Annotated in this window: 25 protein-coding genes and 1 pseudogene; all 26 read right to left on the bottom strand. The window is 72.9% G+C overall.

The window, feature by feature from the left end:
* Positions 1–117: 117 nt before the first annotated feature.
* On the bottom strand, positions 118–1,107 hold the full coding sequence (gene lgt, locus GLX25_RS14550; RefSeq protein ID WP_420837657.1) for a prolipoprotein diacylglyceryl transferase: 990 nt from the start codon (positions 1,105–1,107) through the stop codon (positions 118–120).
* Positions 1,108–1,172: 65 nt separating this feature from the next.
* Complete coding sequence (gene trpA / locus GLX25_RS14555; RefSeq protein WP_166548849.1) at positions 1,173–1,958, bottom strand: tryptophan synthase subunit alpha; 786 nt, start codon at positions 1,956–1,958, stop codon at positions 1,173–1,175.
* On the bottom strand, positions 1,955–3,160 hold the full coding sequence (gene trpB, locus GLX25_RS14560) for a tryptophan synthase subunit beta (RefSeq protein WP_155843224.1): 1,206 nt from the start codon (positions 3,158–3,160) through the stop codon (positions 1,955–1,957). Before trpB ends, trpA begins: the two co-directional genes overlap by 4 nt.
* 1 nt (position 3,161) lies before the next feature.
* Positions 3,162–3,932 (bottom strand): indole-3-glycerol phosphate synthase TrpC, encoded by a 771-nt coding sequence (gene trpC / locus GLX25_RS14565; protein WP_166548850.1) that lies wholly within the window; start codon positions 3,930–3,932, stop codon positions 3,162–3,164.
* A 3-nt stretch (positions 3,933–3,935) separates the two neighbouring features.
* The gene (locus tag GLX25_RS14570) at positions 3,936–4,166 is read right to left on the bottom strand and encodes a DUF6704 family protein (RefSeq protein WP_155843226.1); all 231 of its coding nucleotides are present in this window, start codon (positions 4,164–4,166) and stop codon (positions 3,936–3,938) included.
* Between the two features lie 32 nt (positions 4,167–4,198).
* The gene (locus tag GLX25_RS14575) at positions 4,199–4,909 is read right to left on the bottom strand and encodes a Trp biosynthesis-associated membrane protein (RefSeq protein WP_271192373.1); all 711 of its coding nucleotides are present in this window, start codon (positions 4,907–4,909) and stop codon (positions 4,199–4,201) included.
* Positions 4,910–4,911: 2 nt separating this feature from the next.
* Entirely contained in the window at positions 4,912–6,453 is a 1,542-nt protein-coding gene (locus GLX25_RS14580) for an anthranilate synthase component I (RefSeq protein ID WP_155843228.1), read from the bottom strand.
* Positions 6,450–6,878: a phosphoribosyl-AMP cyclohydrolase gene (gene hisI, locus GLX25_RS14585; protein ID WP_155843230.1), complete on the bottom strand. Its 429-nt coding sequence runs from the start codon at positions 6,876–6,878 to the stop codon at positions 6,450–6,452. Before hisI ends, GLX25_RS14580 begins: the two co-directional genes overlap by 4 nt.
* Positions 6,875–7,636 carry an imidazole glycerol phosphate synthase subunit HisF gene (gene hisF / locus GLX25_RS14590; RefSeq protein WP_155843232.1) on the bottom strand — a complete coding sequence of 254 codons (762 nt, stop codon included), beginning with the start codon at positions 7,634–7,636 and terminating at the stop codon, positions 6,875–6,877. Before hisF ends, hisI begins: the two co-directional genes overlap by 4 nt.
* 10 nt (positions 7,637–7,646) lie before the next feature.
* Positions 7,647–8,486, bottom strand: a complete 840-nt coding sequence (hisG, locus tag GLX25_RS14595; RefSeq protein WP_155843234.1) for an ATP phosphoribosyltransferase — start codon at positions 8,484–8,486, stop codon at positions 7,647–7,649.
* A gap of 46 nt (positions 8,487–8,532) precedes the next feature.
* Positions 8,533–8,796, bottom strand: coding sequence for a phosphoribosyl-ATP diphosphatase (locus tag GLX25_RS14600; RefSeq protein ID WP_166548852.1), 264 nt, complete (start codon positions 8,794–8,796; stop codon positions 8,533–8,535).
* Positions 8,793–9,485: a ribulose-phosphate 3-epimerase gene (gene rpe, locus GLX25_RS14605; protein ID WP_205719906.1), complete on the bottom strand. Its 693-nt coding sequence runs from the start codon at positions 9,483–9,485 to the stop codon at positions 8,793–8,795. Before rpe ends, GLX25_RS14600 begins: the two co-directional genes overlap by 4 nt.
* Before the next feature lie 31 nt (positions 9,486–9,516).
* Positions 9,517–11,004, bottom strand: coding sequence for an RsmB/NOP family class I SAM-dependent RNA methyltransferase (locus GLX25_RS14610; RefSeq protein ID WP_155843238.1), 1,488 nt, complete (start codon positions 11,002–11,004; stop codon positions 9,517–9,519).
* Entirely contained in the window at positions 11,001–11,936 is a 936-nt protein-coding gene (gene fmt, locus GLX25_RS14615) for a methionyl-tRNA formyltransferase (protein ID WP_166548853.1), read from the bottom strand. Before fmt ends, GLX25_RS14610 begins: the two co-directional genes overlap by 4 nt.
* Positions 11,937–11,953: 17 nt before the next feature.
* Positions 11,954–13,912 (bottom strand): primosomal protein N' family DNA-binding protein, encoded by a 1,959-nt coding sequence (locus GLX25_RS14620; RefSeq protein ID WP_166548854.1) that lies wholly within the window; start codon positions 13,910–13,912, stop codon positions 11,954–11,956.
* A gap of 18 nt (positions 13,913–13,930) precedes the next feature.
* Positions 13,931–15,124, bottom strand: coding sequence for a methionine adenosyltransferase (gene metK, locus GLX25_RS14625; protein WP_155843240.1), 1,194 nt, complete (start codon positions 15,122–15,124; stop codon positions 13,931–13,933).
* On the bottom strand, positions 15,121–16,389 hold the full coding sequence (gene coaBC, locus GLX25_RS14630) for a bifunctional phosphopantothenoylcysteine decarboxylase/phosphopantothenate--cysteine ligase CoaBC (RefSeq protein WP_155843848.1): 1,269 nt from the start codon (positions 16,387–16,389) through the stop codon (positions 15,121–15,123). Before coaBC ends, metK begins: the two co-directional genes overlap by 4 nt.
* Positions 16,390–16,408: 19 nt before the next feature.
* The gene (gene rpoZ / locus GLX25_RS14635) at positions 16,409–16,666 is read right to left on the bottom strand and encodes a DNA-directed RNA polymerase subunit omega (protein ID WP_092669843.1); all 258 of its coding nucleotides are present in this window, start codon (positions 16,664–16,666) and stop codon (positions 16,409–16,411) included.
* A complete protein-coding gene (gene gmk, locus GLX25_RS14640) occupies positions 16,659–17,645 on the bottom strand; it encodes a guanylate kinase (RefSeq protein WP_155843242.1) in 987 nt (328 codons plus the stop codon). Before gmk ends, rpoZ begins: the two co-directional genes overlap by 8 nt.
* Entirely contained in the window at positions 17,638–18,513 is an 876-nt protein-coding gene (gene pyrF, locus GLX25_RS14645) for an orotidine-5'-phosphate decarboxylase (protein ID WP_166548855.1), read from the bottom strand. Before pyrF ends, gmk begins: the two co-directional genes overlap by 8 nt.
* Positions 18,510–21,803, bottom strand: a complete 3,294-nt coding sequence (gene carB, locus GLX25_RS14650; RefSeq protein ID WP_155843244.1) for a carbamoyl-phosphate synthase large subunit — start codon at positions 21,801–21,803, stop codon at positions 18,510–18,512. Before carB ends, pyrF begins: the two co-directional genes overlap by 4 nt.
* On the bottom strand, positions 21,803–22,990 hold the full coding sequence (carA, locus tag GLX25_RS14655; protein WP_155843246.1) for a glutamine-hydrolyzing carbamoyl-phosphate synthase small subunit: 1,188 nt from the start codon (positions 22,988–22,990) through the stop codon (positions 21,803–21,805). The genes carB and carA overlap by 1 nt, the downstream gene beginning before the upstream one ends.
* The gene (locus GLX25_RS14660) at positions 22,983–23,540 is read right to left on the bottom strand and encodes a PH-like domain-containing protein (RefSeq protein ID WP_271192375.1); all 558 of its coding nucleotides are present in this window, start codon (positions 23,538–23,540) and stop codon (positions 22,983–22,985) included. The genes carA and GLX25_RS14660 overlap by 8 nt, the downstream gene beginning before the upstream one ends.
* Positions 23,533–24,879 carry a dihydroorotase gene (locus GLX25_RS14665; protein ID WP_155843248.1) on the bottom strand — a complete coding sequence of 449 codons (1,347 nt, stop codon included), beginning with the start codon at positions 24,877–24,879 and terminating at the stop codon, positions 23,533–23,535. The genes GLX25_RS14660 and GLX25_RS14665 overlap by 8 nt, the downstream gene beginning before the upstream one ends.
* Complete coding sequence (locus tag GLX25_RS14670; RefSeq protein WP_166548856.1) at positions 24,876–25,829, bottom strand: aspartate carbamoyltransferase catalytic subunit; 954 nt, start codon at positions 25,827–25,829, stop codon at positions 24,876–24,878. The genes GLX25_RS14665 and GLX25_RS14670 overlap by 4 nt, the downstream gene beginning before the upstream one ends.
* Positions 25,826–26,395, bottom strand: a pseudogene (gene pyrR / locus GLX25_RS14675) (bifunctional pyr operon transcriptional regulator/uracil phosphoribosyltransferase PyrR); the annotation flags it as partial. The pseudogene pyrR and the gene GLX25_RS14670, both read right to left, overlap by 4 nt.
* Between the last annotated feature and the right edge of the window lie 107 nt (positions 26,396–26,502).

The raw sequence follows: 26,502 nt of genomic DNA on the forward strand, positions 1-26,502 counted from the left end.
GACACGTTGGACCGTCCTCGGTATCTCGGTGGCAACGGGGACGTCGTCGGCCCACGATGGAGGATTCGCAGCGCGAGGTGCGGCGCGGCGATGGGGAACGCGGTATCGGCGTGGCCCCTATTCGGAGGCCGAGCGGCTCGAGCTTGTGGCAGCCGGCTCGCCGTGTGCGTTCTCGCCCTCGACGCCATCGTCGAGAGAGTCGGTGTCGGACTCGGTGTCGTCAGAGTCTACCTCAGCATCAGCGGGCACCCATTCACGCCCCGGGCGGTACACGCTCGGCTCGATCCCGGTGTGACGACGGCTCTGCACGATGATGATGACGAGGCCGATGAGGATCGCCGCGAACGACGCCCACACGTTCGAACGGATGCCGAGGAACATCTCGCTCGGGTCGACGCGGATCGTCTCGAAGACGGCCCGGCCCGCCCCGTACCAGATGAGGTAGGCGGCGAACATCTTGCCCCAGCGGAGGCGGAACGCGCGCTCGAGCGCGAGCAGGACGACGACGCCGAGGAGGTTCCAGACGATCTCGTAGAGGAACGTCGGGTGGAACAGGGTGCCCTCGGGCAGGCCCGCGGGGAACGCCGCGTTGTCGGCGCCGATCTCGAGGCCCCACGGGAGGTCGGTCGGCCAGCCGAAGAGCTCGTGGTTGAACCAGTTGCCCAGGCGCCCGACCGCCTGCGCGACGAGGAGGCCCGGAGCGAGGGCGTCGGCGAACGACCAGAAGCGGAGACCCGTGAGGCGACACGCGATGATGACGCCGACCGCACCGCCGATGAGCGAGCCGTAGATGGCGTTGCCGCCCTCCCAGATCGCGAAGACCTTCCACCACTCCTGGCCGGCGAAGTAGTCGTCGGGGTGCGTGAGCACGTGGTAGAGCCGAGCACCGATGATGCCGAGCGGCACCGCCCACAGGACGACGTCGAGCACGATCCCCGGCTCCGCGCCGCGCTTGGTGAGGCGTCGCGAGGTGATGATCGTGGCCAGGACGATGCCCACGAGGATGCACAGGGCGTACATCTGGATGTTCAGCGTCAGTCCGAAGATCGGGATCTCCAGCGTGCGCCACGCCTCGTCGGGGCTCGGGATGCTGAGCGGTGCGATCACGCCGGGCTCTGCCTTTCGTCGATGCTGCGGGGCGCGCCGTCAGGGGCGGCCCCGTCGAGACTACTTCACTGTCGGACGGTGCCGCGCGCGAGCTCGGCCGCGAGCGCGCCGACCGCGTCGACGCCGCCGTCGGCGAGCGCCTTCACGAGCGCCGAGCCGACGATCGCGCCCTCGGCGTACTCGAGCACCTCGGCGACCTGCGCGGCCGTCGAGATGCCGACGCCGACGCAGCTGGCCGGGGAGCCGGCCTCGCGGAGTCGCCCGACGAGCGTCCGGGCCGCGCGGTCGACGTCGCTGCGCGCCCCCGTGATGCCCATCGTCGAGACGGCGTACACGAACCCGCGGCTCGCGTCGATCGTCTTCCGCAGGCGCGCGTCGGTCGAGGTCGGCGCCGCGAGGAACACGCGGTCGAGCCCGGTCCGCTCGGAGGCGGCGATCCAGTCGGCGGCCTCGTCGGGGATGAGGTCGGGCGTGATGAGCCCGGCTCCCCCGGCCGCCGCGAGATCGTCGGCGAACCGGTCGACGCCGTACTGCACCACGGGGTTCCAGTAGGTCATGAGCAGCACCGGGGCGTCGACTCGCTCGGTGACGCGACGGACCGCCTCGAAGCCGTGCGCGAGCCGGAAGCCGTTCGCGAGGGCCTGCTGCGTGGCCGCCTGGATCACGGTGCCGTCCATGACGGGATCGGAGTAGGGCAGGCCGAGCTCGAGCACGTCGACGCCGTTCTCGACGAGGGCGACCGCGGCCTCGACGCTCTCGTCGAGCGTCGGGAAGCCGACGGGGAGGTAGCCGATCAGCGCGCCCGCGGCCTCCTCGTTGCGCCCCGCGATGACCGACCCGACGTTCCTCACCGCTCGCCTCCGTCGTACAGCCCGAAGTAGCGGGCGGCCGTGTCCATGTCCTTGTCGCCGCGACCGGACAGGTTCACGAGGATCGTGGCGTCCCGGCCGAGTTCGGTGCCGAGCTCGATCGCGCCCGCGAGCGCGTGCGCCGACTCGATCGCGGGGATGATGCCCTCGGTGCGCGTCAGCAGCCGCAGCGCCTGCATCGCCGCGTCATCCGTCACGGCACGGTAGGTCGCCCGGCCGAGCGCGGCGAGCCAGGAGTGCTCGGGGCCGACGCCCGGGTAGTCGAGGCCCGCGGAGATCGAGTGCGACTCGATGGTCTGGCCGTCCTCGTCCTGCAGGAGGTAGCTGCGCGCGCCGTGCAGCACGCCCGGTCGGCCCTTGGAGATGGTCGCGGCGTGACGCGGCGTCTCGACGCCCTCGCCGCCGGCCTCGAAGCCGTAGAGCGCGACGTCGGCGTCGTCCAGGAACGCGTGGAAGATCCCGATCGCGTTCGACCCGCCGCCGACGCACGCGGCGACGGCGGTCGGCAGCGCACCCGTGAGGTCGAGCACCTGCTCGCGCGCCTCCTCGCCGATGATCTTCTGGAAGTCGCGCACCATCTCCGGGAACGGGTGCGGGCCCGCCACGGTGCCGAAGATGTAATTCGTCGTCTCGACGTTGGTGACCCAGTCGCGCATCGCGTCGTTGATGGCGTCCTTGAGCGTGCGCGATCCGGTCTTCACCGCGACGACCTCGGCGCCGAGCAGCCGCATGCGCGCGACGTTCAACGCCTGGCGCTCGGTGTCGACCTCGCCCATGTAGATCGTGCAGTCGAGCCCGAAGAGCGCGGCTGCGGTGGCGGTCGCGACGCCGTGCTGGCCGGCCCCGGTCTCGGCGATGACGCGCTGCTTGCCGATCCGCTTCGTCAGCAGCGCCTGGCCGAGCACGTTGTTGATCTTGTGCGAGCCGGTGTGGTTCAGGTCCTCGCGCTTGAGGATGACGCGGGCGCCGCCCGCGTGCTCGGCGAAGCGCGGCACCTCGGTGATGATCGACGGTCGCCCCGTGTAGGTGCGACCGAGGTCGGCGAGCTCGTCGCCGAACGCGGGGTCGAGCTTCGCGAGCGCGTACGCCTCGGAGAGCTCGTCGAGGGCCGCGACGAGGGATTCGGGCACGAAGCGACCGCCGAACTCGCCGAAGTAGGGACCGGTCTGGGCACGCAGGGCCATGTCACACCGCCAGGAATGCAGAGAGGTTCGAGATGGGATCGCCCGTGACCAGCGCCTCGCCCACGAGCACCGCGTCGGCGCCCGCCGCGCGATAGTGCGCGACATCCGCCGCCGAGAGCACGGCCGACTCGGCGACCTTGATCGCCCCCTCGGGGAATCGGTCGACGATGCGGCCGAACAGGTCGCGGTCGAGCTCGAACGTGGTGAGGTCGCGGGCGTTGACGCCGATGAGCTTGGCGCCGATCCGCGCGGCGCGGTCGAGCTCCTCGGCGGAGTGCGTCTCGACGAGCGGCGTCATGCCGAGCTCGGTGATGAGCCCGTAGAGCTCGGCGAGGGTCGCGTCGTCGAGCGCGGCGACGATGAGGAGCACCATGTCGGCGCCCGCAGCGCGCGCCTCGAACACCTGGTAGGCCGTCGCGATGAAGTCCTTGCGGAGGATCGGGAGCGAGACCGCGGCGCGCACCGACTCGAGGTCGGCGAGCGAGCCGCCGAACTTCCGGCCCTCGGTGAGCACGCTGATCGCGCTCGCGCCGCCGAGTTCGTACGTGCGGGCGAGTGCGGCGGGGTCGTCGATCGCGGCGAGCGACCCTCGCGAGGGGCTCGAGCGCTTGATCTCGGCGATGACCTTGACATGCGCGGCCGGAGCGAGCGCGGCCAGCGCGTCGAGTGCGTCGGGGCGCGCGAGGGCCGCGGCCTCGACCTCGGCCATCGGGCGGTCGACGCGACGCGCTTCGGCGTCGGCGACGGCGTTCGCGGTGAGCTCGGCGAGCACGCGTCAGTGCGCCTTGGGCGCGACCTTGTCGCCGTCGACGCCGTAGCCGGCGCGGGCGAGCGCCCACCCGACCACCAGGCCGACGACGAGGAGCGCCGCCGACGCCCACACGAGCCACTGCACGTCGAAGAAGAAGGCGACCGTGCCGATGGTGAAGGCGAGCAGCATGATCACCACGGCCGTCCAGGCCGCGGGCGAGTGTCCGTGGCCGGGGTCAACGTGCTCAGTGCTCATGGTGCTCCTTCTGTGCGGGGTCGGGGAAGAGTCTAGCGGGTGGGTCCGGCGCGCCCGTCGCCATCGGCCGGGCGATCGGGCTCGCCGCCGCCGGTCGGGTGGTCGGGCGCATCGTCGATGCGCGACGGTGCGGATGCCTCGGTCGGATCGTCGCCGCGACTGAGGTCGTCCCACGCATCGACGGCTCGGTCGGATGCCGGAACCGCCGTCGCGCCGTCCGCCGCCATGCGCACCCCTCCGCCGTACCGACGGGACGTGGGCCAGGCGCGGCCCGTGACGACGACCGCCAGGCCGGCGATCACGACGACGACACCGCCGGCGACCGCGACGGCGGGCCACGGCGACGCGACCACGTCGGCGACGAGCTCGGCGGTCGACCCGGCGCCGGCGACGCCCGTGGCCTCGGCGACCGCCGACGACACCGCGGCCACGGGATCGGCGATCGCGAGCGAGGCGGCGAGCACGACGCATCCGCCGAGCAGCGCCGCGAGCAGGCCGAGCACGATCCGGATCAGCGGGCCGGCGATCGTGAGCGCTCCGGCCAGCGCCAGCCCGGCCAGCGCGAGCGCGGAGAGCGCGGGCGATGCGGCCTGGCCGCCGACGTCGAGGGTCGCCGCCGAACCCGCGGCCGCGCCGTCGACGAGGGTCGCCGTGTACCAGGTCTGGCTCCACGCCAGGAGCGCCAGCCCGGATCCGATGAGGATGCCGAGGATCGCGACGAGCTTCACGCGTCGGGCGGTCACGCTCACCCCGCCCGCACGGGCCGCATGGCGTTCGCGACCGCGACCGCCCGCAGCGGCGCGGCGGCCTTGTTCACCGACTCCTGGTACTCCGACTCGGGGTTCGAGTCGGCCACGAGGCCGCCGCCCGCCTGCACGCGAGCGACGCCGCCGATGATGGTGGCCGTGCGGATCGCGATCGCGAGGTCGGCGTCGCCGCCGAAGCCGAAGTAGCCGACCACTCCCCCGTAGACGCCGCGCTGCGCGGGTTCGAGTTCGTCGATGATCTCGAGCGCGCGCGGCTTCGGCGCGCCGGAGAGCGTGCCGGCCGGGAACGTCGCCCGGAACACGTCGACCGCGTTCGCGTCGGGTGCGAGGTCGCCCTCGACCGACGAGACGAGGTGCATGATGTGGCTGAACCGCTCGACGCGCATGAACTCGGTCACCTCGACCGTGCCCGCCGTGCACACCTTCGCGAGGTCGTTGCGCGCCAGGTCGACGAGCATGAGGTGCTCGGCCTGCTCCTTCGGGTCGGCGACCAGTTCGGCCTCGAGGTCGGCGTCGTCCTCCGGCGTCGCGCCGCGGGGCTTCGAGCCGGCGATCGGGTGCGTGTACACGCGGCCGTCCTCGACCTTCACGAGGGCCTCGGGCGAGGATCCGACGATCCAGTACGGCTCCCCCGCGACGTCCTCGAGGTGGAGCAGGTACATGTACGGGCTGGGGTTGAGGCTGCGCAGCACGCGGTACACGTCGATCGGGTGGGCCGTGGCATCCTGCTCGAAGCGCTGCGAGACGACCACCTGGAAGACGTCGCCCTCGCGGATGTACTCCTTCGACCGCTCGACCGCGGCGAGGAAGTCCGCCTTCTCGGTGCGGTACCGCGGTTCGGGGGCGCGCGAGAGGTCGATCTCGGCGAGGTGCGCCGCGGCCGGCTCCGCGAGCGCACCCTGCATGCGGTCGAGGCGCGCCTGCGCGTCGGCCCAGAGCTGCTCGGCGGGCTCGTCGCGGTCGTTGAGCACGGATGCCACGAGCTGCACGGTGCCCGTGCGGTGATCCATCACGACGAGCTCGGACACGAACGCGAACGCCTGGCCGGGCACGTCGAAGTCGGCCGGCGGCCGGTTCGGCAGGTGCTCGATCTGGCGGATCGCCTCCCAGCCGATGAAGCCGACGAGACCGCCCGTGAGGGGCGGCGCGCCCGGCACGTCCTCCGTCTGCCAGCGCGCGTACAGCGCCTCGAGCGCGGCGAGCGGCGCGAGGTCGGCGGATGCCTCGCCGAGTGCGCGCTCGCGCGACATGCCGTAGTCGAGCCACTCGACCCGTCCGTCGCGGTCGGTGAGCACGCCGTGCGACGCCGCCCCCACGAACGAGTACCGCGACCAGATGCCGCCCTGCTCGGCGGACTCGAGGAGGAAGGTGCCGGGCCGACCGCCCGTGAGCTTGCGGTAGATGCCGACGGGCGTCTCGCCGTCGGCGAAGAGCTCGCGCACGACGGGCACGACGCTCCGGCCGGACAGCAACGCGGCGAAGTCGTCGAAGCGGGTCGTGGCGGTGCGGGCGGCCGTCATCGTGCTCCTCCGGCGGGCTGTTCGGGATCGGGGGCGCCGACGACGACCTGCAGCGGGTCGCCGTCGAAGCAGGTGCGCGTGCCGGTGTGGCAGGCGACGCCCACCTGCTCGACCTGCACGAGCAGCGTGTCGGCGTCGCAGTCGAGCGCCGCGGACCGGACGTACTGCGCGTGACCGGACGTGTCCCCCTTGCGCCAGTACTCCTGCCGGGATCGCGACCAGAACGTCACACGCCCCTCGCTGAGCGTGCGCCGCATGGCCTCGCGGTCCATCCAGCCGAGCATGAGCACCTCGCCGGTGTCCCACTGCTGGATGACGGCGGGCAGCAACCCGTCGGCGTTGAACGCGGCCCGGTCGACCGCGGTCGCGTCGGGCGCCCAGCCCTCGACGTCGCGCTCGAGCTCCTCGTCGTCGCGGTACGTCATCGCACGACCCTTCCGTCGGCGGCGAGGGCCCGCTTGACCTCGCCGATGGTGAGTTCGCCGTTGTGGAAGACGGATGCCGCGAGCACGGCGTCGGCTCCGGCCTCGATCGCGGGCGCGAAGTGCTCGAGCGCGCCCGCGCCGCCGGACGCGATCACGGGCACGCTCGAGAGCTCGTGCATGAGTCGCACGAGCTCGAGGTCGAAGCCCTGCTTGGTGCCGTCGGCGTCGATGGAGTTGACGAGGAGTTCGCCGGCTCCGAGCTCGATCGCCCGACGCGCCCAGTCGAGCGCGTCGAGCCTCGTCTCGGTGCGCCCGCCGTGCGTGGTCACGACGAAGCCGGACCCGGTGCGGTCGGAGCGCTTGACGTCGAGGGAGAGCACGCAGACCTGGGCGCCGAACCGGTCGGCGATCTCGGCGATGAGCTCGGGTCGCGCGATCGCCGCGCTGTTCACGCCGATCTTGTCGGCGCCGTGTCCGAGCAGGCGCGCGACGTCGTCCGGGGTGCGGACGCCGCCGCCGACCGTGAGCGGGATGAACACCTGCTCTGCCACGCGGCGCACCATGTCGAACGTCGTCGAACGGTCGTCGACCGTGGCCGTGACGTCGAGGAAGGTGAGCTCGTCCGCACCCTGCTCGGCGTAGCGGGCGGCGAGCTCGACCGGGTCGCCGGCATCACGGAGGTTCAGGAAGTTGACGCCCTTGACGACGCGGCCGCCCGCCACGTCGAGACAGGGGATCACGCGGACGGCGAGGGACATGCGTCGCCCCCTACAACCGCGCGGCGTGGATCGCGCTCACGAGGATCGCGCGCGCACCCAGCTCGTACAGGGCGTCCATCACGTGGTTGGTCTCGACCCGCGGGATCATCACGCGGACCGCGACCCACTCGGGGTCGTGGAGCGGCGAGACCGTGGGCGACTCGAAGCCGGGCGCCGCCGCCGTCGCCGCCTCGAGCTTCTCGACCGGGACGTCGTAGTCGACGAGCACGTACTGCCGGGCGACCAGGACGCCCTGCAGTCGGCGCACGAGCGTCTGCGTGCCGGGCTTCTCCACGCCGGAGCCGATGAGCACCGCTTCGGAGTCGAGGATCACCGGGCCGAAGATGTCGAGGCCGGCCTTCCGGAGCGTCGAGCCCGTCGAGACGACGTCGGCGACGGCGTCGGCCACGCCGAGCCGCACCGCGGACTCGACCGCGCCGTCGAGCTTGACGAGCTTCGCCGTCACGCCGTGGCGGGCGAGGAAGTCCCCGACGAGGCCGGGATAGCTCGTCGCGACGCGCACGCCCTCGAGGTCGGCGAGCCCGGCGTAGGCGCCGGGCGGGCCGGCGAACCGGAACGTCGAGTCGCCGAACCCGAGCGGCGCGATCTCGGTCGCCTCGGAACCCGAGTCGAGCAGCAGGTCGCGGCCGGTGATGCCGACGTCGAGCGCGCCCGAGCCGACGTAGGTGGCGATGTCGCGGGGGCGGAGGTAGAAGAACTCGACCCCGTTGCGGGGGTCGGCGACCACGAGCTCGCGCGAGTCCCTGCGACCGGTGTACCCGGCTTCGTGGAGCATCTGCGCGGCGGTCTCGGAGAGCGAGCCCTTGTTGGGCACGGCGATTCGGAGCATTCCCTGGCTTTCGTGTCGACGGAACTGATCTGCGGGCATGGCGTGATCAGAGATGTCGGTACACGTCGGCGGGCTCGAGCCCCTTGGCCAGCATCAGCACCTGCAGGTGGTACAGGAGCTGGGAGATCTCCTCGGCCGTCTCGTCGTCGCCCTGGTACTCGGCGGCCATCCAGACCTCGGCCGCCTCCTCGACGATCTTCTTGCCGATGGCGTGCACGCCGGCGTCGAGCTGACGAACGGTGCCGCTGCCATCGGGGCGGGTGCGGGCCTTGTCCTGGAGCTCGACGAAGAGGTCGTCGAAGGTCTTCACCCGTCCAGACTAGCGGTGCGTCCCGTGTGCTCGTGGCGGTGTGACGCGACCGCGGCGCGGAGCTCGGCGATGCGCTCCTCGGGAACCCCGCGGAACACGGCCGACCCGGCGACGAACGTGTCGGCGCCCGCCTCCGCCGCGATCCCGATGGTGTCGACCGTGATGCCGCCGTCGACCTGCAGCCACACGTCGAGGCCCGCGGCGGCGACGGCGTCCGCGACCCGTCGGAGCTTCGCCATCGTCTCCGAGATGAAGGACTGCCCGCCGAACCCCGGTTCGACGGTCATGATGAGGACCTGGTCGAACTCGGGCAGGAGGTCGAGGTAGGGCGCGGCATCCGTCCCCGGCTTCAGGGCGATGCCCGCGCGCGCGCCGATCTGCCGCAGGTGCCGGGCGAGCGCGACGGGCTCGTTCACGGCCTCGGCGTGGAAGGTGACCGACGCGGCACCCGCCTCGGCGTAGCCGGGCGCCCAGCGGTCGGGGTCGTCGATCATCAGGTGCACGTCGAGCGGGATCGGGCTGACCTGCTGGAGCCGCTGCACCATGGGCAGGCCGAAGGTCAGGTTCGGCACGAAGTGGTTGTCCATGATGTCGACGTGCACGAGGTCGGCGGTGCCGATCCGTCCGAGTTCCCGCTCGAGGTTCGCGAAGTCGGCCGCGAGGATGCTCGGGTTGATGCGCGTCGCCATGTCCGCAACCCTATCGGCGTCGGCCATGAGCTCAGCGCTTGCGCACGAGCGCGATGAACATCGCGTCGGTGCCGTGCCGGTGCGGCCACAGCTGTACCGCGCGAGCGTCATCGACCAGGTCGAGCGGATGCTCCGCCAGCTCCTGCACGACGGCGGCCGTGTCGAGCGCCTCGGCCGCGTCGCCCCAGCGCGCGAGCGCGCGTCCGAGGGCGCCGTGCGTCTCCGCGGTGTGCGGCGAGCACGTGACGTAGGCGAGGACGCCGCCCGGCGCGAGCGCGGCGAACGCGGCATCCGCCAGCTCGCCCTGCAGCGCGGTGAGCTCGGCGACGTCCGTCGGACGCTTCCGCCAGCGGGCCTCGGGTCGGCGGCGGAGCGCGCCGAGGCCCGTGCACGGCGCATCGAGCAGGATGCGATCGAACCCGCCCTCCGCACCCAGTGCCATCGGATCGATCTCGCGCCCGTCGCCCACATGGACCTCCACGTCGAGCGGGACGGGCGCGACGGCCTTCCGCACGAGCTCGGCACGTGCGGGCACGACCTCGTTCGCGACGAGCGACGCCCCGCCCGCGAGCGCCTCGGCCGCGAGCAGCGCGGTCTTGCCACCGGGCCCCGAGCAGAGGTCGAGCCAGCGCTCGCCGGGCCGCACCGGGGCGACCCGGCTCAGCGCGAGCGCCGCGAGCTGGGAGCCCTCGTCCTGCACGCGCACCCGGCCCGCGTTCGCGGCGACGAGGTCGAACGGCGCCTCGGCCGTCAGGCCCGTCGGCGAGTAGCGATCGGGCTCGCCGAGCTCGGCCGGGTCGGCCGCGAGGCCGGGAAGGGCGGCGAGGTTCACTCGCGGCGACGCGTTGTCGGCTTCGAGGAGCGCGACGAGCTCGTCGCCGCGGCCCTCGCGCTCGAGCGCGGCCCGCAGCGCGCGGATCACCCAGACGGGATGCGAGTGCACGGCGGCCAGCGCGGCATCCGCCGAACCGGCCTCCTCCGCGATCAGCTCGAGCCAGTCCGCCGGCTCGCGCCGCGAGACGGTGCGGAGCACGGCGTTCACGAAGCCGGCCGCCGACGGCGCGACGCGGCGCGCGAGCGCGACCGACTCGTTGACGGCCGCGTGCGTCGGCACGCGCGTGGCGAGCAGCTGGTGTGCGCCGAGCCGGAGCACGTCGAGCACCGGCGGGTCGATCGCGGCGACGTCGCGACCCGCCGCGAGCGCGATGATCGCGTCGTAGCGGCCCAGGAGGCGGAGCGTGCCGTAGGTCAGCTCGGTCGCGAGCGCGGCATCCGCCGGGCTGAGCCTCGCCCGCTCGATCCGGGTCGGAAGCAGCAGGTTCGCGTAGGCGTCGGAGTCGCGGACGGCGGCGAGGACGTCGTACGCGACGAGCCGGGCCGGCGAGACCCGTTCGACCCGAGGGCGACCGCCGCGGCCGTCCGGACGGTTCGGCCGCCGCCCGGGGCGACCCGATCCGTCAGGTCGGCCGCCACCGTCCGAGCGCTCCGGCCGGCCGCTCCGCGGCGCGTCGTCGCTCATCGCGCGTCCGCCCGCTCGACGCCGAGGCCGCGCCACCAGTCTGCGGCGGCCATCGAGTTCCGCCCGGCCGGCTGGACGCGGCGCAGCTCCATGGCGCCGTCGGCCGTGCCCGCGAGGACGAGCTTGCGATCCAGGCGGAGTTCGCCAGGCTCGAGTCGCGGCACGTCGACTCCGACCGAGGCGGGTCGAGCCTCGAGGACCTTCAGCCGGATGCCGCCGACCTCCGTGTGCGCACCGGGCTCGGGCGTCACCCCGCGGACGCGCGCGTCGACCTCACCGGTCGACCGGGTCCAGTCGATGCGGCCGTCCTCGATGCCGAGCTTCGGTGCGAAGGTCGGCTCGCCGGATTGGGGGGTCGCGACCGCGGTCCCGGCCGCGATCGCGTCCACGACGCCGAGCACGAGTTCGGCCTCGGTCTCGGCCAGCGACTCGAGCGCCAGTCCGGCCGTCTCGCCCGGCGCGACGGGCCTCGTCCGGGACGCGTACACGTCGCCGGCGTCGAGCTCGGGCACGAGCCGGAAGACGCTCGCGCCGAGCTCGGCGTCGCCCGCGATGAGCGCGCGCTGCACGGGCGCCGCACCCCGCCACGCGGGCAGCGCGGAGAAGTGCAGGTTGATCCAGCCGTGCGGGGGCGTCGACAGCAGCGGCTCGCGGACGAGGCCCCCGTACGCCACCACCACGCCGAGGTCGGGACGGAGCGCCGCGATGCGCTCGGTCGCCTCGACGTCGAGGCGCACCGCGTCGATCACCGGGAGGCCGAGCCGCTCGGCGGCCTGCGCGACCGGCGACGGCGTGAGGACGCGCTTGCGGCCGAGCGGCGCGGGCGGCCTCGTGACGACGCCGACGACCTCGTGGCCGGATGCCGCGAGGCGCTCGAGGGTGGGCACGGCGACGGCGGGCGTTCCCGCGAACACGATCCGGAGGTGGGGCACACCCCATTGTCCCAGTGTCACGGGAGGTCGGGATCGTCCATGCGGACGCGCACCACCGGTGGACGGCCCGGGCGTCGACCCGCGACCGGTCGGCGGCGCTCGGTCGCGGCGCGGATCGCCTCGCCCTTCAGCCGCTGGGCGACCTCGACTCCGGCGGCGTAACCGAAGCGGACGATCGCCCGCTCGAGGCCCTCGTCGGCGGCGGGCGTCGGGCCGAGCACGTCGACGCCGTCGACCCCGCGCACTCGCTCGAGCGCCGCGGCGAGGCGCTCGTGGGACGACGTCACCGAGGCCATCCGGACCGCGGGCGGGAAGCGCAGCGTGCGACGCGTCTCGAGCTCCTCGGCCGCCCACGCCGCCTGCCGCCACGTCGCGAGCGCGGTGCCGAGGGCGCCCCCGACCCCGACGAGGAACACGGGCGACCCGGGCGCGGCGAGCGCGGACGCGTTCGACCACCAGCGCAGGCAGTCCTCGGCGACGCGAAGGGACTCGCGCAGCAGCATCCGCTCGCCGTCGAGCAGCAGGATGGCGCGATACCCGCCCTCGGCGATGGGCTCCGCCCCGCGCGTCGCCACCACCAGTTGCGGCTCGGCGCCGACGCGCAGGATCGGTCGCTCGCCGTCGGAGACCACGACGCGCGATCGCGGGAACGCACGACCGAGCTCCTCGGCGGTGCGGCTCGCGCCGACGACCGCCGCACGCAGCTTCGTGCCCTCGCAGACGCCGCAGCGCCACGCCGTGGCAGCGGTGCCGCAGAGCCCGCACGCGGGTGTGCCGCCGCCGCGCGGCACGACGAGCGCTCCGCCGCACGCCGCGCAACGTGCCGGCTCGCGGCAGCGGTCGCAGACGAGCATCGGGGTGTGCCCGGGTCTCGCGACCTGGACGAGCACCGGCCCCGCGGTGACGGCCGCCTGCGCCTCTCGCCAGGCCGCCGACGGGATCCGCGCTCCCCCGCTCTCCGGCGCCGCCTGCTGCTCGGTGAGGACGATCCGCGGGCGGGCGCCCCGCAGCGGCGGCACGTCGTGCACCCAGCCCACCTCGACCAGTCGCTGCACGTCGACGCTCCGGCTGTGCGCGAGGAACAGCAGTGCCGCCCCCGTCTGCTCCTGGCGGATGAGCGCGGCGTCGCGACTGTGCACGCCGGGCGCGAGCGGCTCCGACTGCAACGCGTCGCCGTCGTCGACGACGATGATGACCCCCGGGCGGGCGGCCGGCGCGTACACCGTGGAACGGCTGCCGATGACGACCCGGGCCGCATCGCCGGTGGCGTCGAGGAACGCGCGGTACCGCGCCGGACCGGTCTGGCGCGCGTCGGTCCGCAGCACCCGGCGCGGGTCGACGAACTCGGCGAGGGCGGCCTCGAGCTGCTCCTGGTCCCGGTAGTCGGGCACCGCGACGATCGTCGAGCGGTCGTGCGCGAGGGCGTGCGCGGCGGCCTGCGCGACCGTGCGCGCCCAGCCGCCGACCCACGCCCCGGACGAGAGCCGGACCGGCCGCGCGTCGGCGGCCAGCGCCATCCGCTCGCCCGCCGCGATGCCGCGCTCGACGCGCCCCGGGCCGTACCCGTCGATCGCCGTGGGCCGGTCGGGCAGGGGCCCGGGATCGGGCTCGGCCGCGCGCCAGGCCCGCTCGGCGCGGACGTACCGGGGTGGGATCGCGATCCGCAGGATGTCGCTCGCGTTGCCCGCCGCCCGATCGGCGGCCGAGCGCGCGAGTCGCCACACGTCGGGCGTGAGCGCTGGCACGTCGGAGACGACGTCGTCGAGGTCGCTGAGCTCGCCGCGGTACTCGGACCGCTCGGCGAGCTCGACGATCCACCCCTGGGCGATCCGTCCGCCGGACCGGAGCGGCACGCGCACGCGCACCCCGCGCACCGCGGTGCCGGCGAGCCGCTCGGGCACCCGGTAGTCGAACAGCTGGTCGAGCTGCGGCAGCGGCGAGTCGACGAGGACCCGGGCCACCGGGAGCCCGGTCACCTCAGCCCACCGGCCACGTCAGAGCCCGGCGGCCGCGCGGAGGTCGTCGACGCGGTCGAGCCGCTCCCAGGTGAAGTCGGGCAGCTCGCGGCCGAAGTGGCCGTAGGTCGCCGTCTTCGCGTAGATCGGGCGGAGCAGGTCGAGGTCGCGGATGATCGCGGCCGGGCGCAGGTCGAACACCTCGCGGATCGCCTCGGTGATCCGCTCCTCCGGCAGGTGGCCGGTGCCGAACGTCTCGACGTAGAGCCCGACGGGCGCGGCCGCGCCGATCGCGTACGCGACCTGCAGTTCGAGCCGGTCGGCGAGGCCGGCCGCGACCGCGTTCTTCGCGACCCACCGCATGGCGTACGCGGCCGAGCGGTCCACCTTCGACGGGTCCTTGCCGCTGAAGGCACCGCCGCCGTGCCGACTCGCGCCGCCGTAGGTGTCGATGATGATCTTGCGACCGGTGAGCCCCGCGTCGCCCTGCGGGCCGCCGATCTCGAAGCGGCCGGTGGGGTTGATGAGCACCTTCAGGTCGGGGCGCGCGAGCTCGACGCGGTCGAGCGTGGGCCGGATGACGAGCTCCTCGACCTCGGCGCGCAGCTGCTCGGTCGACACCTTCGGCGAATGCTGGGTCGACAGCACGACCGTCTCGATGGTCCGCGCGGTCTGCCCCTCGTAGCCTATGGTCACCTGCGTCTTGCCGTCCGGACGGAGGTAGTCGAGTTCGCCCTGCTTGCGGACCTCGGCGAGACGCTCGGCGAGGCGGTGCGCGATCCAGATCGGGACGGGCATGAGTTCGGGGGTCTCGCGCACCGCGTACCCGAACATGATGCCCTGGTCGCCCGCGCCCTGGCGATCGAGCTCGTCGAGGCTCGCGCCCTCGCGCGTCTCGAAGGCGTCGTCGACGCCCTGCGCGATGTCGGGCGACTGCGCGCCGATCGACACCGAGACGCCGCACGAGCGGCCGTCGAACCACACGTCGGACGACTCGTACCCGATCGAGGTGATGCGGTCGCGCACGATCGCGGGGATCTCGACGTATCCCGACGTGGACACCTCACCTGCGACATGCACCAGCCCGGTCGTCACGAGCGTCTCGACCGCGACACGGGCCGCCGGATCGACGGTCAGGAGGGCGTCGAGGATCGCGTCGGAGACCTGGTCGCAGATCTTGTCGGGGTGCCCCTCGGTGACCGACTCGGAGGTGAACTGGCGCAGTGCGCTCATGCGGGGTGGGTGTCCTTCGTGATGGGCTCGGCGCCTGGCGCGACGCGCTCGGCGATGACATCGAGGATGGCGTGCGCCACCGACATCTTGGGTCCGGATGCCTCGGCCGCGACGGTGTCGTCCGCCGCGATCACGCTCACCGCGTTCTCGTCGGCGGCGAAACCGTGCGTCCAGCCGACGCGGTTGACGACGAGCAGGTCGGCGCCCTTCGCGCGTCGCTTCGCCCGGCCGAGCTCCAGCAGCCGGGCGGGATCGGTCTCGGTCTCGGCCGCGAAGCCGACGAGCACCGTGCCGTCGTGCGGTGCGGTGCCGAGGCCGGCGAGGATGTCGGGATTCCGGACCAGCTCGATCGACATACGCTCCTGGCCGTCGACCTTCTTGATCTTGGTCTCGCTCACGTCGGCCGGTCGGAAGTCCGCGACCGCCGCGGCCATCACGACCACGTCGGCGCCCGCTGCGGCGGCGGTCACGGCCTCCTGCAGCTCGAGCGCGGTCGAGACGGGCACCACGCGGCATCCGCCGGGCGAGGCAACCTCGAGGTTCGCGGCGATGAGCGTGACCTCGGCCCCGCGCGCCGCGGCCGCCTCGGCGATCGCGACGCCCTGCTTGCCGCTCGAGCGATTGCCGAGGAATCGGACGGGATCGAGCGGCTCGCGCGTTCCGCCGGCCGTGACGACGACACGGCGACCGGCGAGGTCGGCGACGGATGCCGCGGCCGGCGTCCCCGCGTCGAGCCCGTGCCGCCGTGCGACCTCGAGCGCCGCCGCGACGATCGCGTCGGGCTCCTCGAGCCGGCCGGGACCGCTGTCGGTTCCCGTGAGCTGCCCGACGGCGGGGCCGACGATCGTGACCCCTCGGTCGCGGAGCGTCGCGATGTTCGCCTGCGTGGCGGGATGCCGCCACATCTCGGTGTGCATCGCGGGCGCGACGACGACCGGCGCCTCGCTGGCGAGGACCGTGTTGCCGAGCAGGTCGTCGGCGAGGCCCGTCGCCAGCTTCGCGATCGAGTTCGCGGTCGCCGGAGCGATCACGATGAGGTCGGCCGCCTGGCCGATCGCGACGTGGCGCACCTCGGCGACGCCCTCGAAGAGGTCGACGTGGACCGGGTTGCGCGAGATCGCCTCGAGCGTCGGTCGACCGACGAACCGCAGCGCCGACTCGGTCGGCACGACGTGAACGTCGTGGCCCGCGAGGACCAGCGAACGCACCACCGACACGGCCTTGTACGCCGCGATGCCGCCGGTGATGCCGACGACGATGTTCAGCGGCATCCGGGCCTGCCGGCTACTCGCCGATCGGGCGGAGGCGCAGCTTGTCCTCGTTGACCTCGTGGAGCGCGACCGAGAGGGGCTTGTCGTCGATCGACGAGTCGACCAGCGGGCCGACGTTGTCGAACAGGCTGCCCTCGTGGAGGTCGGCGTAGTAGTCGTTGATCTGTCGCGCCCGCTTGGAGGCGAAGATGACCAGCTGGTACTTCGAGTCGACCTTCGACAGCAGGTCGTCGATGGGCGGGTCGATGATGCCGGACAGCTTCTCAGCCATGGAGAGTCTCCTTCAGGTGGGGCGCACCCCCGGTGCGCGCAAGATCGTGGCGCGAGGCAGGCTGACGCCGGCCCCGGCGAGGCCGCATCAAGTCTACGACCTTTTGCGCGGCCTCGCGGACCTCGTGGTTGACGACCTGGTGATCGAACTCCTCGACGGCGGCGAGTTCGACCTTCGCGGTCTCGAGTCGGCGCTGCTGCTCGGCGGGGCTCTCGGTGCCCCGCCCGACGAGGCGCCGCACCAGTTCGTCCCACGTCGGCGGCAGCAGGAACACGAGCGTCGCCTCCGGCATCGCGCGGCGCACCGAACGCGCACCCTGGATGTCGATCTCGAGCAGCACGCTGCTGCCCCCGGCGATCGCCTCCTCGACGGGGCGCCGCGGGGTGCCGTACCGGTAGGCGTTGTGCACGGTCGCCCACTCGAGCAGTTCGCCGGCCTCGACCATCCGGTCGAACTCGTCGTCGGAGACGAAGAAGTAGTGCTCGCCCTCGACCTCGCCCGGCCGGGGCGCGCGCGTCGTCGCCGACACGGAGAGCTTGACGTCGGGGTGGTGCTCGCGGATGTAGCCCGCGACCGTGCCCTTGCCGACGGCGGTCGGACCCGCGAGCACGACGAGCCGGTCCCCGGTGCCGCCGTGGTCGGCGACCCAGCCCGCGGTGAACTCGCGCAGGCGGCGGCGCTGCAGGCGGCCGAGGCCGCCGAGGCGCTTGGAGTTCGCGATCTGGAGCTCCTCCATGATCCGCGCGCACTTGGTCTGCCCGATGGCGGGGATGGAGGTGAGGAACTCGGAGACCCGGAGCCGGCCCTCGACGCCCTCCGGCTCGTCGTAGGCGGCGCGGAGCACGTCGAGCGGGCTCCGGTCGCCCTCGGCGATGTCGTGCTTGACCGCGGCACGCGCGCGCCTGGCGGCGACCGCGGCGCGCGATGCGGCGACCCGGTCGACCTCCGGCGGGGCGGATGCCACGCTGCGATCAGACATCGAGCGCCCCCACCTCGTCGGCGCGGCGCGCGATCGCGTCGGCGATGCCGTCGGGGCCGGCGGCGAGGAGGCCGCGGCTGTCGGTCAGGATCGCACCGGGCGCCAGCGCGCCCAGTCGCGCGGGGACGTCGCGCAGCTCGCCGCCCTGGAAGCCGATCCCGGGCACGAGCACGGGCACACGGGGCCGCGCGTCGCTCGAGACGTCGATGCCGAACTCCTCGGGCAGGATCGTGGCGCCGAGGACGACGCCGATCGAGCCGAACGGCCGTTCGTCTGCACCCTCGCGGCTCCGGTTCCACGCGTCCACACCCGACACGATCGCACCAGCCACCGACGAGCCCTCGCGGCTCGAGCCCTGCAGCACGGCCTGCTGGATCGCCGCCGCCTCGGGGTTCGAGGTCGCCGCCACGACGAACAGGCCGGCCTGCGCGGCCTCCGCCTGGCGCATCACGCCCTCGATCGAGCCGAGGCCCTGGTACGCGTAGATCGTCATGGCGTCGGCTCGCAGCGACGAACCCGGCGAGAGCCAGGCCTCGCCGTACGCCTCGACGGTCGAGCCGATGTCGCCGCGCTTGACGTCGGCGATGACGAGGAGGCCCGCGTCGCGGGCGAGGGCGAGCACGCGCTCCAGGGCGGCATAGCCCGCCGAGCCGTGGCGCTCGAAGAACGACACCTGAGGCTTCACGATGCCGACGCGGCCGGCCGCGGCATCCACCACCCGGAGGCCGAACTCGCGGACGCCGGCGCCCGAGTCGGGCAGGCCCCACTCGTCGAGGAGCCACGCGTGCGGGTCGATGCCCACGCAGAGGCGCCCGCGCGTGGCGAACGCCGCGTCGAGGCGCTCGCCGAACGAGGCGACGACGCTCACGCGACCACCTCGGCCGCACGCCGGCGCGCGTACTCCTGGAGGCTCGTCACGTCGAAGCCGCCGTCGTTCGCGTCGAGCGACGCGACCGCGGCCGAGAGCTCGGCGATGGTCGTGAAGAGCGGGATGTCGGCCGCGACCGCGGCCGCGCGGATCTCGTAGCCGTCGGCGCGCGCCGAACGACCGCTCGGCGTGTTGACGACCACGTCGATCTCGCCGCGGTGGATGAGCTCGACCACCGACGTGGCATCCTCGCCCTGCTTCTCGCTGAACTTCAGCACGACGTCGGCCGCGATGCCGTTGCGGCGCAGCACCTCGGCCGTGCCCTCGGTCGCGACGAGGTCGTAGCCGAGCTGCTGCATCCGCAGCACCGGGAGGATGATCGCCCGCTTGTCGCGGTCGGAGACCGAGACGAACACGCGACCCGACAGCGGCATCCCGCCGTACGCGGCGAGCTGGCTCTTCGCGAACGCGCGCGGGAAGTCGCGGTCGATGCCCATGACCTCGCCGGTCGAGCGCATCTCGGGGCCGAGCACGGAGTCGACCATGATGCCCTCGCGCGTGCGGAAGCGGTGGAACGGCAGCACGGCCTCCTTGACCGCGACCGGCGCGTCGAGCGGCACCTTCGAGCCGTCGACCTCGGGCAGCATGCCCTCGTCGACGAGCGTGCGGATCGAGTCGCCGACCATGATGCGCGACGCGGCCTTCGCCAGAGGGATGCCGAGCGCCTTCGACACGAACGGCACCGTGCGGCTCGCGCGCGGGTTCGCCTCGAGCACGTAGAGCACGCCCGCGCCGATCGCGAACTGGACGTTGAGGAGTCCCCGGACGCCGATGCCCTCGGCGATCGCGCGCGTGGCCTCGCGGACCCGGTCGACCTCGGCGCGGCCGAGCGTCACCGGCGGAAGCGTGCAGCTCGAGTCGCCCGAGTGGATGCCGGCCTCCTCGATGTGCTCCATGACGCCGCCGACGTAGAGCTCGTTGCCGTCGTAGAGGGCGTCGACGTCGATCTCGATCGCGTCGTCGAGGAAGCGGTCGACGAGCAGCGGATGTGTCGGGCCGACGATCCCCTGGTCCTCGATGCGGGCGAAGTAGTCGACGAGCGACGGCGTGTCGTACACGATCTCCATGCCGCGGCCGCCGAGCACGAAGCTCGGGCGCACCAGCACCGGGTAGCCGATCTGCTCCGCGACCTGCACGGCGCCGGCGAGCTCGGTCGCCGTGCCGTTGCGCGGCGCGAGGAGGCCTGCGGCGTCGAGGATCGCCGCGAACTGGCCGCGCTCCTCCGCGAGGTCGATCGCCTCGGGGGTCGTGCCGAGGATCGGCACGCCGGCGGCCTCGAGGCCCTTCGCGAGCCCGAGCGCGGTCTGGCCGCCGAGCTGGACGACGACGCCCACGAGCTCGCCCGACTGCGACTCGGCGTGGATGACCTCGAGCACGTCCTCGAGCGTCAGGGGCTCGAAGTACAGACGGTCGCTCGTGTCGTAGTCGGTCGAGACGGTCTCGGGGTTGCAGTTGATCATGATCGTCTCGTACCCGGCGTCGGAGAGCGCGAACGACGCGTGGACGCACGAGTAGTCGAACTCGACGCCCTGGCCGATGCGGTTCGGGCCCGAGCCGAGGATGACGACCTTGCGGCGGTCGCTCGGCGCGACCTCGGTCTCGAGGTCGTAGCTCGAGTAGTGGTACGGCGTGAGCGCGGGGAACTCCCCCGCGCACGTGTCGACCGTCTTGAAGACGGGGCGGATGCCGAGGATGTGACGGACCTCGCGCGCGTCGGCCTCGCCGAAGCCCCGGAGCTGGCCGATCTGCGCGTCGGAGAAGCCGTGGTCCTTCGCGAGCAGCAGCGTGTCGGTGTCGAGCGCGTCGGCACCGGCGATCCGCTCGGCGACCTCGTTGATCAGCACGATCTGGTCGAGGAACCACGGGTCGATCTTCGTCGCGTCGAACGCCTGCTCGATCGAGGCCCCCTTGCGGAGCGCCTGCTGCACGAGCACGATCCGGCCGTCGGTCGGCACCGTGGCGGCCTCGAGCAGTTCGTCGACCGACCGCGGCTCGTCGCCCCAGTGGAAGCTCGACCCGCGCTTCTCGAGCGAGCGCAGCGCCTTCTGGAGCGCCGTCGAGAAGTTCCGGCCGATCGCCATCGCCTCGCCCACCGACTTCATGGTCGTGGTCAGCGTCGGGTCGGCGGCGGGGAACTTCTCGAACGCGAACCGGGGCACCTTGACGACGACGTAGTCGAGCGTCGGCTCGAAGCTCGCGGGGGTGACCTTCGTGATGTCGTTCGGGATCTCGTCGAGGCGGTAGCCGATCGCGAGCTTCGCGGCGATCTTCGCGATCGGGAAGCCCGTGGCCTTCGACGCGAGCGCCGAGGACCGCGAGACGCGCGGGTTCATCTCGATGACGATGACCCGGCCGTTCTCGGGGTCGACCGCGAACTGGATGTTGCAGCCGCCGGTGTCCACGCCGACGGCGCGGATGATGTCGATGCCGATGTCGCGCAGGTGCTGGTACTCGCGGTCGGTGAGAGTGAGCGCGGGCGCGACCGTGATGGAATCGCCCGTGTGGACGCCGACGGGATCGACGTTCTCGATCGAGCAGACCACGACCGTGTTGTCGTGCGTGTCGCGCATGAGCTCGAGCTCGTACTCCTTCCAGCCGAGGATCGACTCCTCGAGGAGCACCTCGGTGGTCGGCGAGTCGTGCAGGCCCTGGGTCACGATGCGGACCAGGTCCTCCTCGGTGTAGGCGAAGCCCGAGCCGAGGCCGCCCATCGTGAACGAGGGCCGGACGACGAGCGGGTAGCCGAGGTCGAGGGCGAACTCCTTCGCCTGCTCGAGCGTCGTGGCGACGTGCGAGCGGGCGACGTCGGCGCCGGCCTCGATCACGAGGTCCTTGAAGAGCTGGCGGTCCTCGCCCTTCCGGATGGCGTCGACCTTCGCGCCGATGAGCTCGACGCCGTGCTTGTCGAGGATCCCGGCGTCATGCAGGGCGATCGCGGCGTTCAGCGCGGTCTGGCCGCCGAGCGTCGGCAGCACCGCATCCGGCTTCTCCTTGACGATGATCGACTCGATCACCTCGGGGGTGATCGGCTCGACGTAGGTCGCGTCGGCGAAGCCGGGGTCGGTCATGATCGTGGCCGGGTTCGGGTTCACGAGGATGACCCGGACGCCCTCCGCACGGAGGACGCGGCACGCCTGGGTCCCCGAGTAGTCGAACTCGGCCGCCTGGCCGATGACGATCGGGCCCGACCCGATGACGAGGACGGAGTTGATGTCGTCGCGCTTGGGCATCAGCGGGTGGTCTCCTTGCTCGCGATGACCATGTCGCGGAAGCGGTCGAACAGGTAGTTGGCGTCGTGCGGGCCGGCCGCCGACTCGGGGTGGTACTGCACCGAGAACGCGGGGATGTCGAGGCAGTTCAGGCCCTCGACGACGTCGTCGTTGAGGTCGACGTGGCTGACCTCGACCCGGCCGAAGCCCTGGCTGGACTCGCTGATCGCGTCGGTCGGCGCCGCGACGGCGAAGCCGTGGTTGTGCGCGGTGATCTCGACGCGACCGGTCGCGCGGTCGAGCACGGGCTGGTTGATGCCGCGGTGCCCGAAGGGCAGCTTGTAGGTGTCGAAGCCGAGGGCGCGACCCAGGAGCTGGTTGCCGAAGCAGATGCCGAAGTACGGCAGGCCGGCGCGCAGCGCTGAGCGGAGGAGCTCGACGTGGCGCTCGGAGGCGCTCGGATCGCCGGGCCCGTTGGAGAAGAACAGCGCGTCGGGCTCGAGTGCGAGCACGTCCTCGGCCGTCGCGGTCTGCGGGAGCACGTGCACGTCGAAGCCGCGCTCGGCGAGGTAGTTCAGCGTCGACGTCTTCACGCCGAGGTCGAGCACGGCCACCGAACCCACGCGCTCACTCGTCGCGGGCAGCGTGTACCGCTCGCTCGTCGAGACCGCACCGGAGAGGTTGCGGCCGGCCATCTGCTCGCCCGACTGGACGAGGTCGAGCTGCTCGCCGTGCGAGAGGTACGCCTCCTCGCCGGAGAACACGCCCGCGCGCATCGCGCCGAGCGAGCGGATGTGCCGCGTCACCGCCCGCGTGTCGATGCCGCTGATGCCAACGATCCCAGCCGAGGCGAGGTCGTCGTCGAGGCTCCGCTGCGAGCGGAAGTTCGACACGACCCGCGAGGGGTCGCGCACCACGAAGCCCGCGACCCAGATGCGCGCGGACTCCATGTCCTCGTCGTTCATGCCCGTGTTGCCGATGTGCGGCGCGGTCATGAGCACGATCTGCCCGGCGTACGACGGGTCGGTCAGCGTCTCCTGGTAGCCGGTCATGCCGGTCGCGAACACGGCCTCGCCGAGCGTGCGTCCGCGGGCGCCGTAGGCGCGCCCCTCGTAGCGGGTGCCGTCCTCGAGCACGAGCACGGCTCGGGTGAGGTCGATCGGGGCGGCGGGCGCCTGCTCGTCGACGGTGGTCGGGGTCTCAGCCATCCGAGGCCTCGCTCTCTTCTGCGTCCGGCCGCGGCGCCTCGGGCGCTGCGGCGATCTCGTTCACGGCTGCCACGAACCGGGCTGAGTCGCCCGGGTACCGGCACCGGAGGTAGCTGTCGACCCGCGTGGGAACCTCGGGCTCCGAACGGTCGTCGACGATCCAGGTGAGGGCCACGAGGCCCTCGGGCTCGACCCCGCGATCGATCGCGTAGGTCGCCGTCCCGGCGGCCGCGATGCGGTCGGCCGGGATGAAGCTCGGGAGTTCCCCGGCGATGCGCAGGAGCACGCCCGTGCGGTGCACCTCGACGCGCGCCGATCCGCGGAACGCGAGGCCCTCGACGGCGAGACGCTCGAGCGGGTCGCCCTCGGGGGTCGTCGCCACGTAGAGCGCCTCGAGCTCGAGGATCGTCGAACCGGGGTCGTTGGGCGGCCCGTAGGCCGCGAGCGTCTCGTCGCGAACCGTGCGGCGACGCCATGACCGCAGCATGAGCCACGCGGCGACGGCGACGATCGCGACGGCGACGAGTGCGCCGATCCAGCGGCTATCCACGCGCACCGCCGTCGGTGAGGCGGGCGGATGCCTCGGCGACCTCGTCGGCCGGACGGACCGCGCCGTCGAGCAGCGTGGGCACTCCGCGGTGGAACGTCGCGACGACGCGGCCGGGGAGCCTGCGCCCGAGGTAGGGCGAGTTGACGCTCCGCCCGGCGAGCCGGTCGGTGCCGAACTCGGACGACGCGGCCGGGTCGACGAGGGTCAGCTCGGCGGCGGAGCCGACCGCGATCGGCTCGCCGTGACCGGCCAGGCGGCCGATGCGCGCCGGGGTCTCGGACAGCACGCGCGCGACATCCGCCCAGCCCATGAGCCCTGAGTCGACCATGGCCTGCTGCACGACCGACAGCGCCGACTCGAGGCCGACCATGCCGTTCGCGGCGGCGTCCCACTCGGACTCCTTCGCCTCGACGGGGTGCGGGGCGTGGTCGGTCGCGACGATGTCGATCGTGCCGTCGGCGAGCGCGGCGCGCAGCGCCTCGACGTCCTCCTGGCGGCGCAGCGGCGGGTTGACCTTGTACCGCGGGTCGTAGCCCGCGACCAGGTCCTCCGTCAGCAGCAGGTGGTGGGGCGTGACCTCGGCGGTCACGTCGATGCCGCGGGCCTTCGCCCAGCGGATGACCTCCACCGACCCGGCCGTGGAGACGTGGCACACGTGCAGGCGCGAGCCGACGTGCTCCGCGAGGAGCACGTCGCGGGCGATGATCGATTCCTCGGCGACGGCGGGCCAGCCGGCGAGGCCGAGCTCGCCGGAGAGCGCGCCCTCGTTCATCTGGGCGCCCTGCGTGAGGCGCGGCTCCTGCGCGTGCTGCGCGATGACGCCGTCGAACGCCTTCACGTACTCGAGCGCGCGGCGCATGAGCAGCGGGTCGAAGACGCAGAAGCCGTCGTCGCTGAAGACCCGCACGCGAGCGCGCGAGGCGGCCATCGCGCCGAGCTCGGCGAGCCGCTCGCCCTTCAACCCGACCGTGACGGCGCCGATCGGCTGCACGGTCGCGTAGCCCGCCGCCTCGCCGAGCGAGAGCTCCTGCTCGACCACCCCTGCGGTGTCGGCGACGGGGAAGGTGTTGGCCATCGCGAACACAGCGGTGAAGCCGCCGGCGGCGGCCGCCTGCGTGCCCGTCAGCACGGTCTCGCTCTGCTCGTAGCCCGGCTCGCGGAGGTGCGTGTGCAGGTCGACGAGGCCGGGCAGGGCGACGAGCCCGTCGGCGTCGACGACCGTCGCGCCCGCGGCATCCGCCACCGTGCCGACCTCGGCGATGCGCCCGCCGTCGAGCAGGATGTCGGCGCGCTCGCCCGTCGGCAGGGTCGCGCCGCGGACCAGGAACGACTCGCTCATCGGGCCTCCCCCCGTTCGCCGGACAGCAACAGGTAGAGGGCGGCCATTCTCACTGATACTCCGTTCGCGACCTGCTCGCGCACCGTCGACTGCGTGGAGTCGGCGGCGCGGGCGGCGATCTCGAGCCCGCGGTTCATGGGGCCCGGATGCATGACCATCGTAGTCTCGGGAAGCTGGGCGAACCGGTGGTCGTCGAGCCCCCAGGTGCGCGCGTATTCGCGGCTGTTCGGGAAGAACGCGCCGTGCATGCGCTCCGCCTGGATGCGGAGCATCATGACGACGTCGGGCCCGTCGGCGAGCGCCCGGTCGAGGTCGTACTCGATCGTCGCGGGCCAGCCGGACACGTCGACCGGCACGAGCGTCGGCGGGGCCACGAGCGTGACGTCGGCTCCGAGCGTCTCGAGGAGCCACACGTTCGAGCGCGCGACGCGCGAGTGCAGGATGTCGCCCACCACCACGACGCGGACGCCGTCGAGGTCGCGACCCCGCGAGGCGTCCCCGTGGAGCCGGCGTCGCATCGTGAAGGCGTCGAGCAGGGCCTGCGTGGGGTGCTCGTGCGTGCCGTCGCCGGCGTTGACGACGCCCGCGTCGATCCATCCGCTCGTCGCCAGCGTGAACGGCGCGCCCGATGACGGATGCCGGATCACGACGCCGTCGGCGCCCATGGCCTGCAGCGTCTGCGCGGTGTCCTTCAGCGACTCGCCCTTGGAGACGCTCGACCCCTTCGCGCTGAAGTTGATGACGTCGGCCGAGAGCCGCTTCGCGGCGGCCTCGAACGAGATGCGCGTGCGCGTGGAGTCCTCGAAGAAGAGGTTCACGACGGTGCGGCCGCGGAGCGTCGGCAGCTTCTTGACCTCGCGCTCCTGGACGGCGGCCATGTCCTCGGCCACGTCGAGCAGCGCGATGGCCTCGTCGCGCGAGAGGTCGCGCGTGCTGAGCAGGTGCCTCACTCGTCGCCCCCCTCGATCGTGACGGCGTCCTCGCCGTCGACCTCGGCGAGCCGCACGTTGATGCGTTCGCGGGTCGAACTCGGCAGGTTCTTGCCCACGTAGTCAGCCCGGATCGGGAACTCGCGGTGGCCGCGGTCGACGAGCACCGCGAGGCGCACGGCACGGGCGCGGCCGAGGTCGGCGAGCGCGTCGAGGGCGGCACGGATGGTTCGGCCCGAGTAGAGCACGTCGTCGACGAGCACCACCACGCGGCCGTCGATGCCGTCGCCCGGCACCTCGGTGGGATGGGTGGCACGGATCGGGTTGCGGCCGAGGTCGTCGCGGTACATCGTCACGTCGAGCGCGCCCGCCGGCACGTCGACGCCGGCGATCCGGGACACGATCCGGGCGAGTCGCTCGGCGAGCGCCACGCCGCGCGTGGGGATGCCGAGGAGGACGAGATCGTCGGCGCCGCGATTGGCTTCGAGGATCTCGTGGGCGATGCGGGTCAGCGCCCGCTCGAGGTCTGCCTGCTGGAGCACGGTGCGCACAGCGGTGCGGACTCCCTTCTCCGCCTCACGGGACGGGCTTCAAGGTTGTCGGTCGGTCGATCCTACCAGCGACGCGAAGGCCGCGGATGCCGCGGCGAGCGGGGCGGGACGCGACGGAGGGGCGGAGCGCAGCGCGCCCGCCC

Origin of the sequence: Agromyces luteolus, from assembly GCF_009729855.1 — a bacterium.
Taxonomy (GTDB): Bacteria; Actinomycetota; Actinomycetes; order Actinomycetales; family Microbacteriaceae; genus Agromyces; species Agromyces luteolus.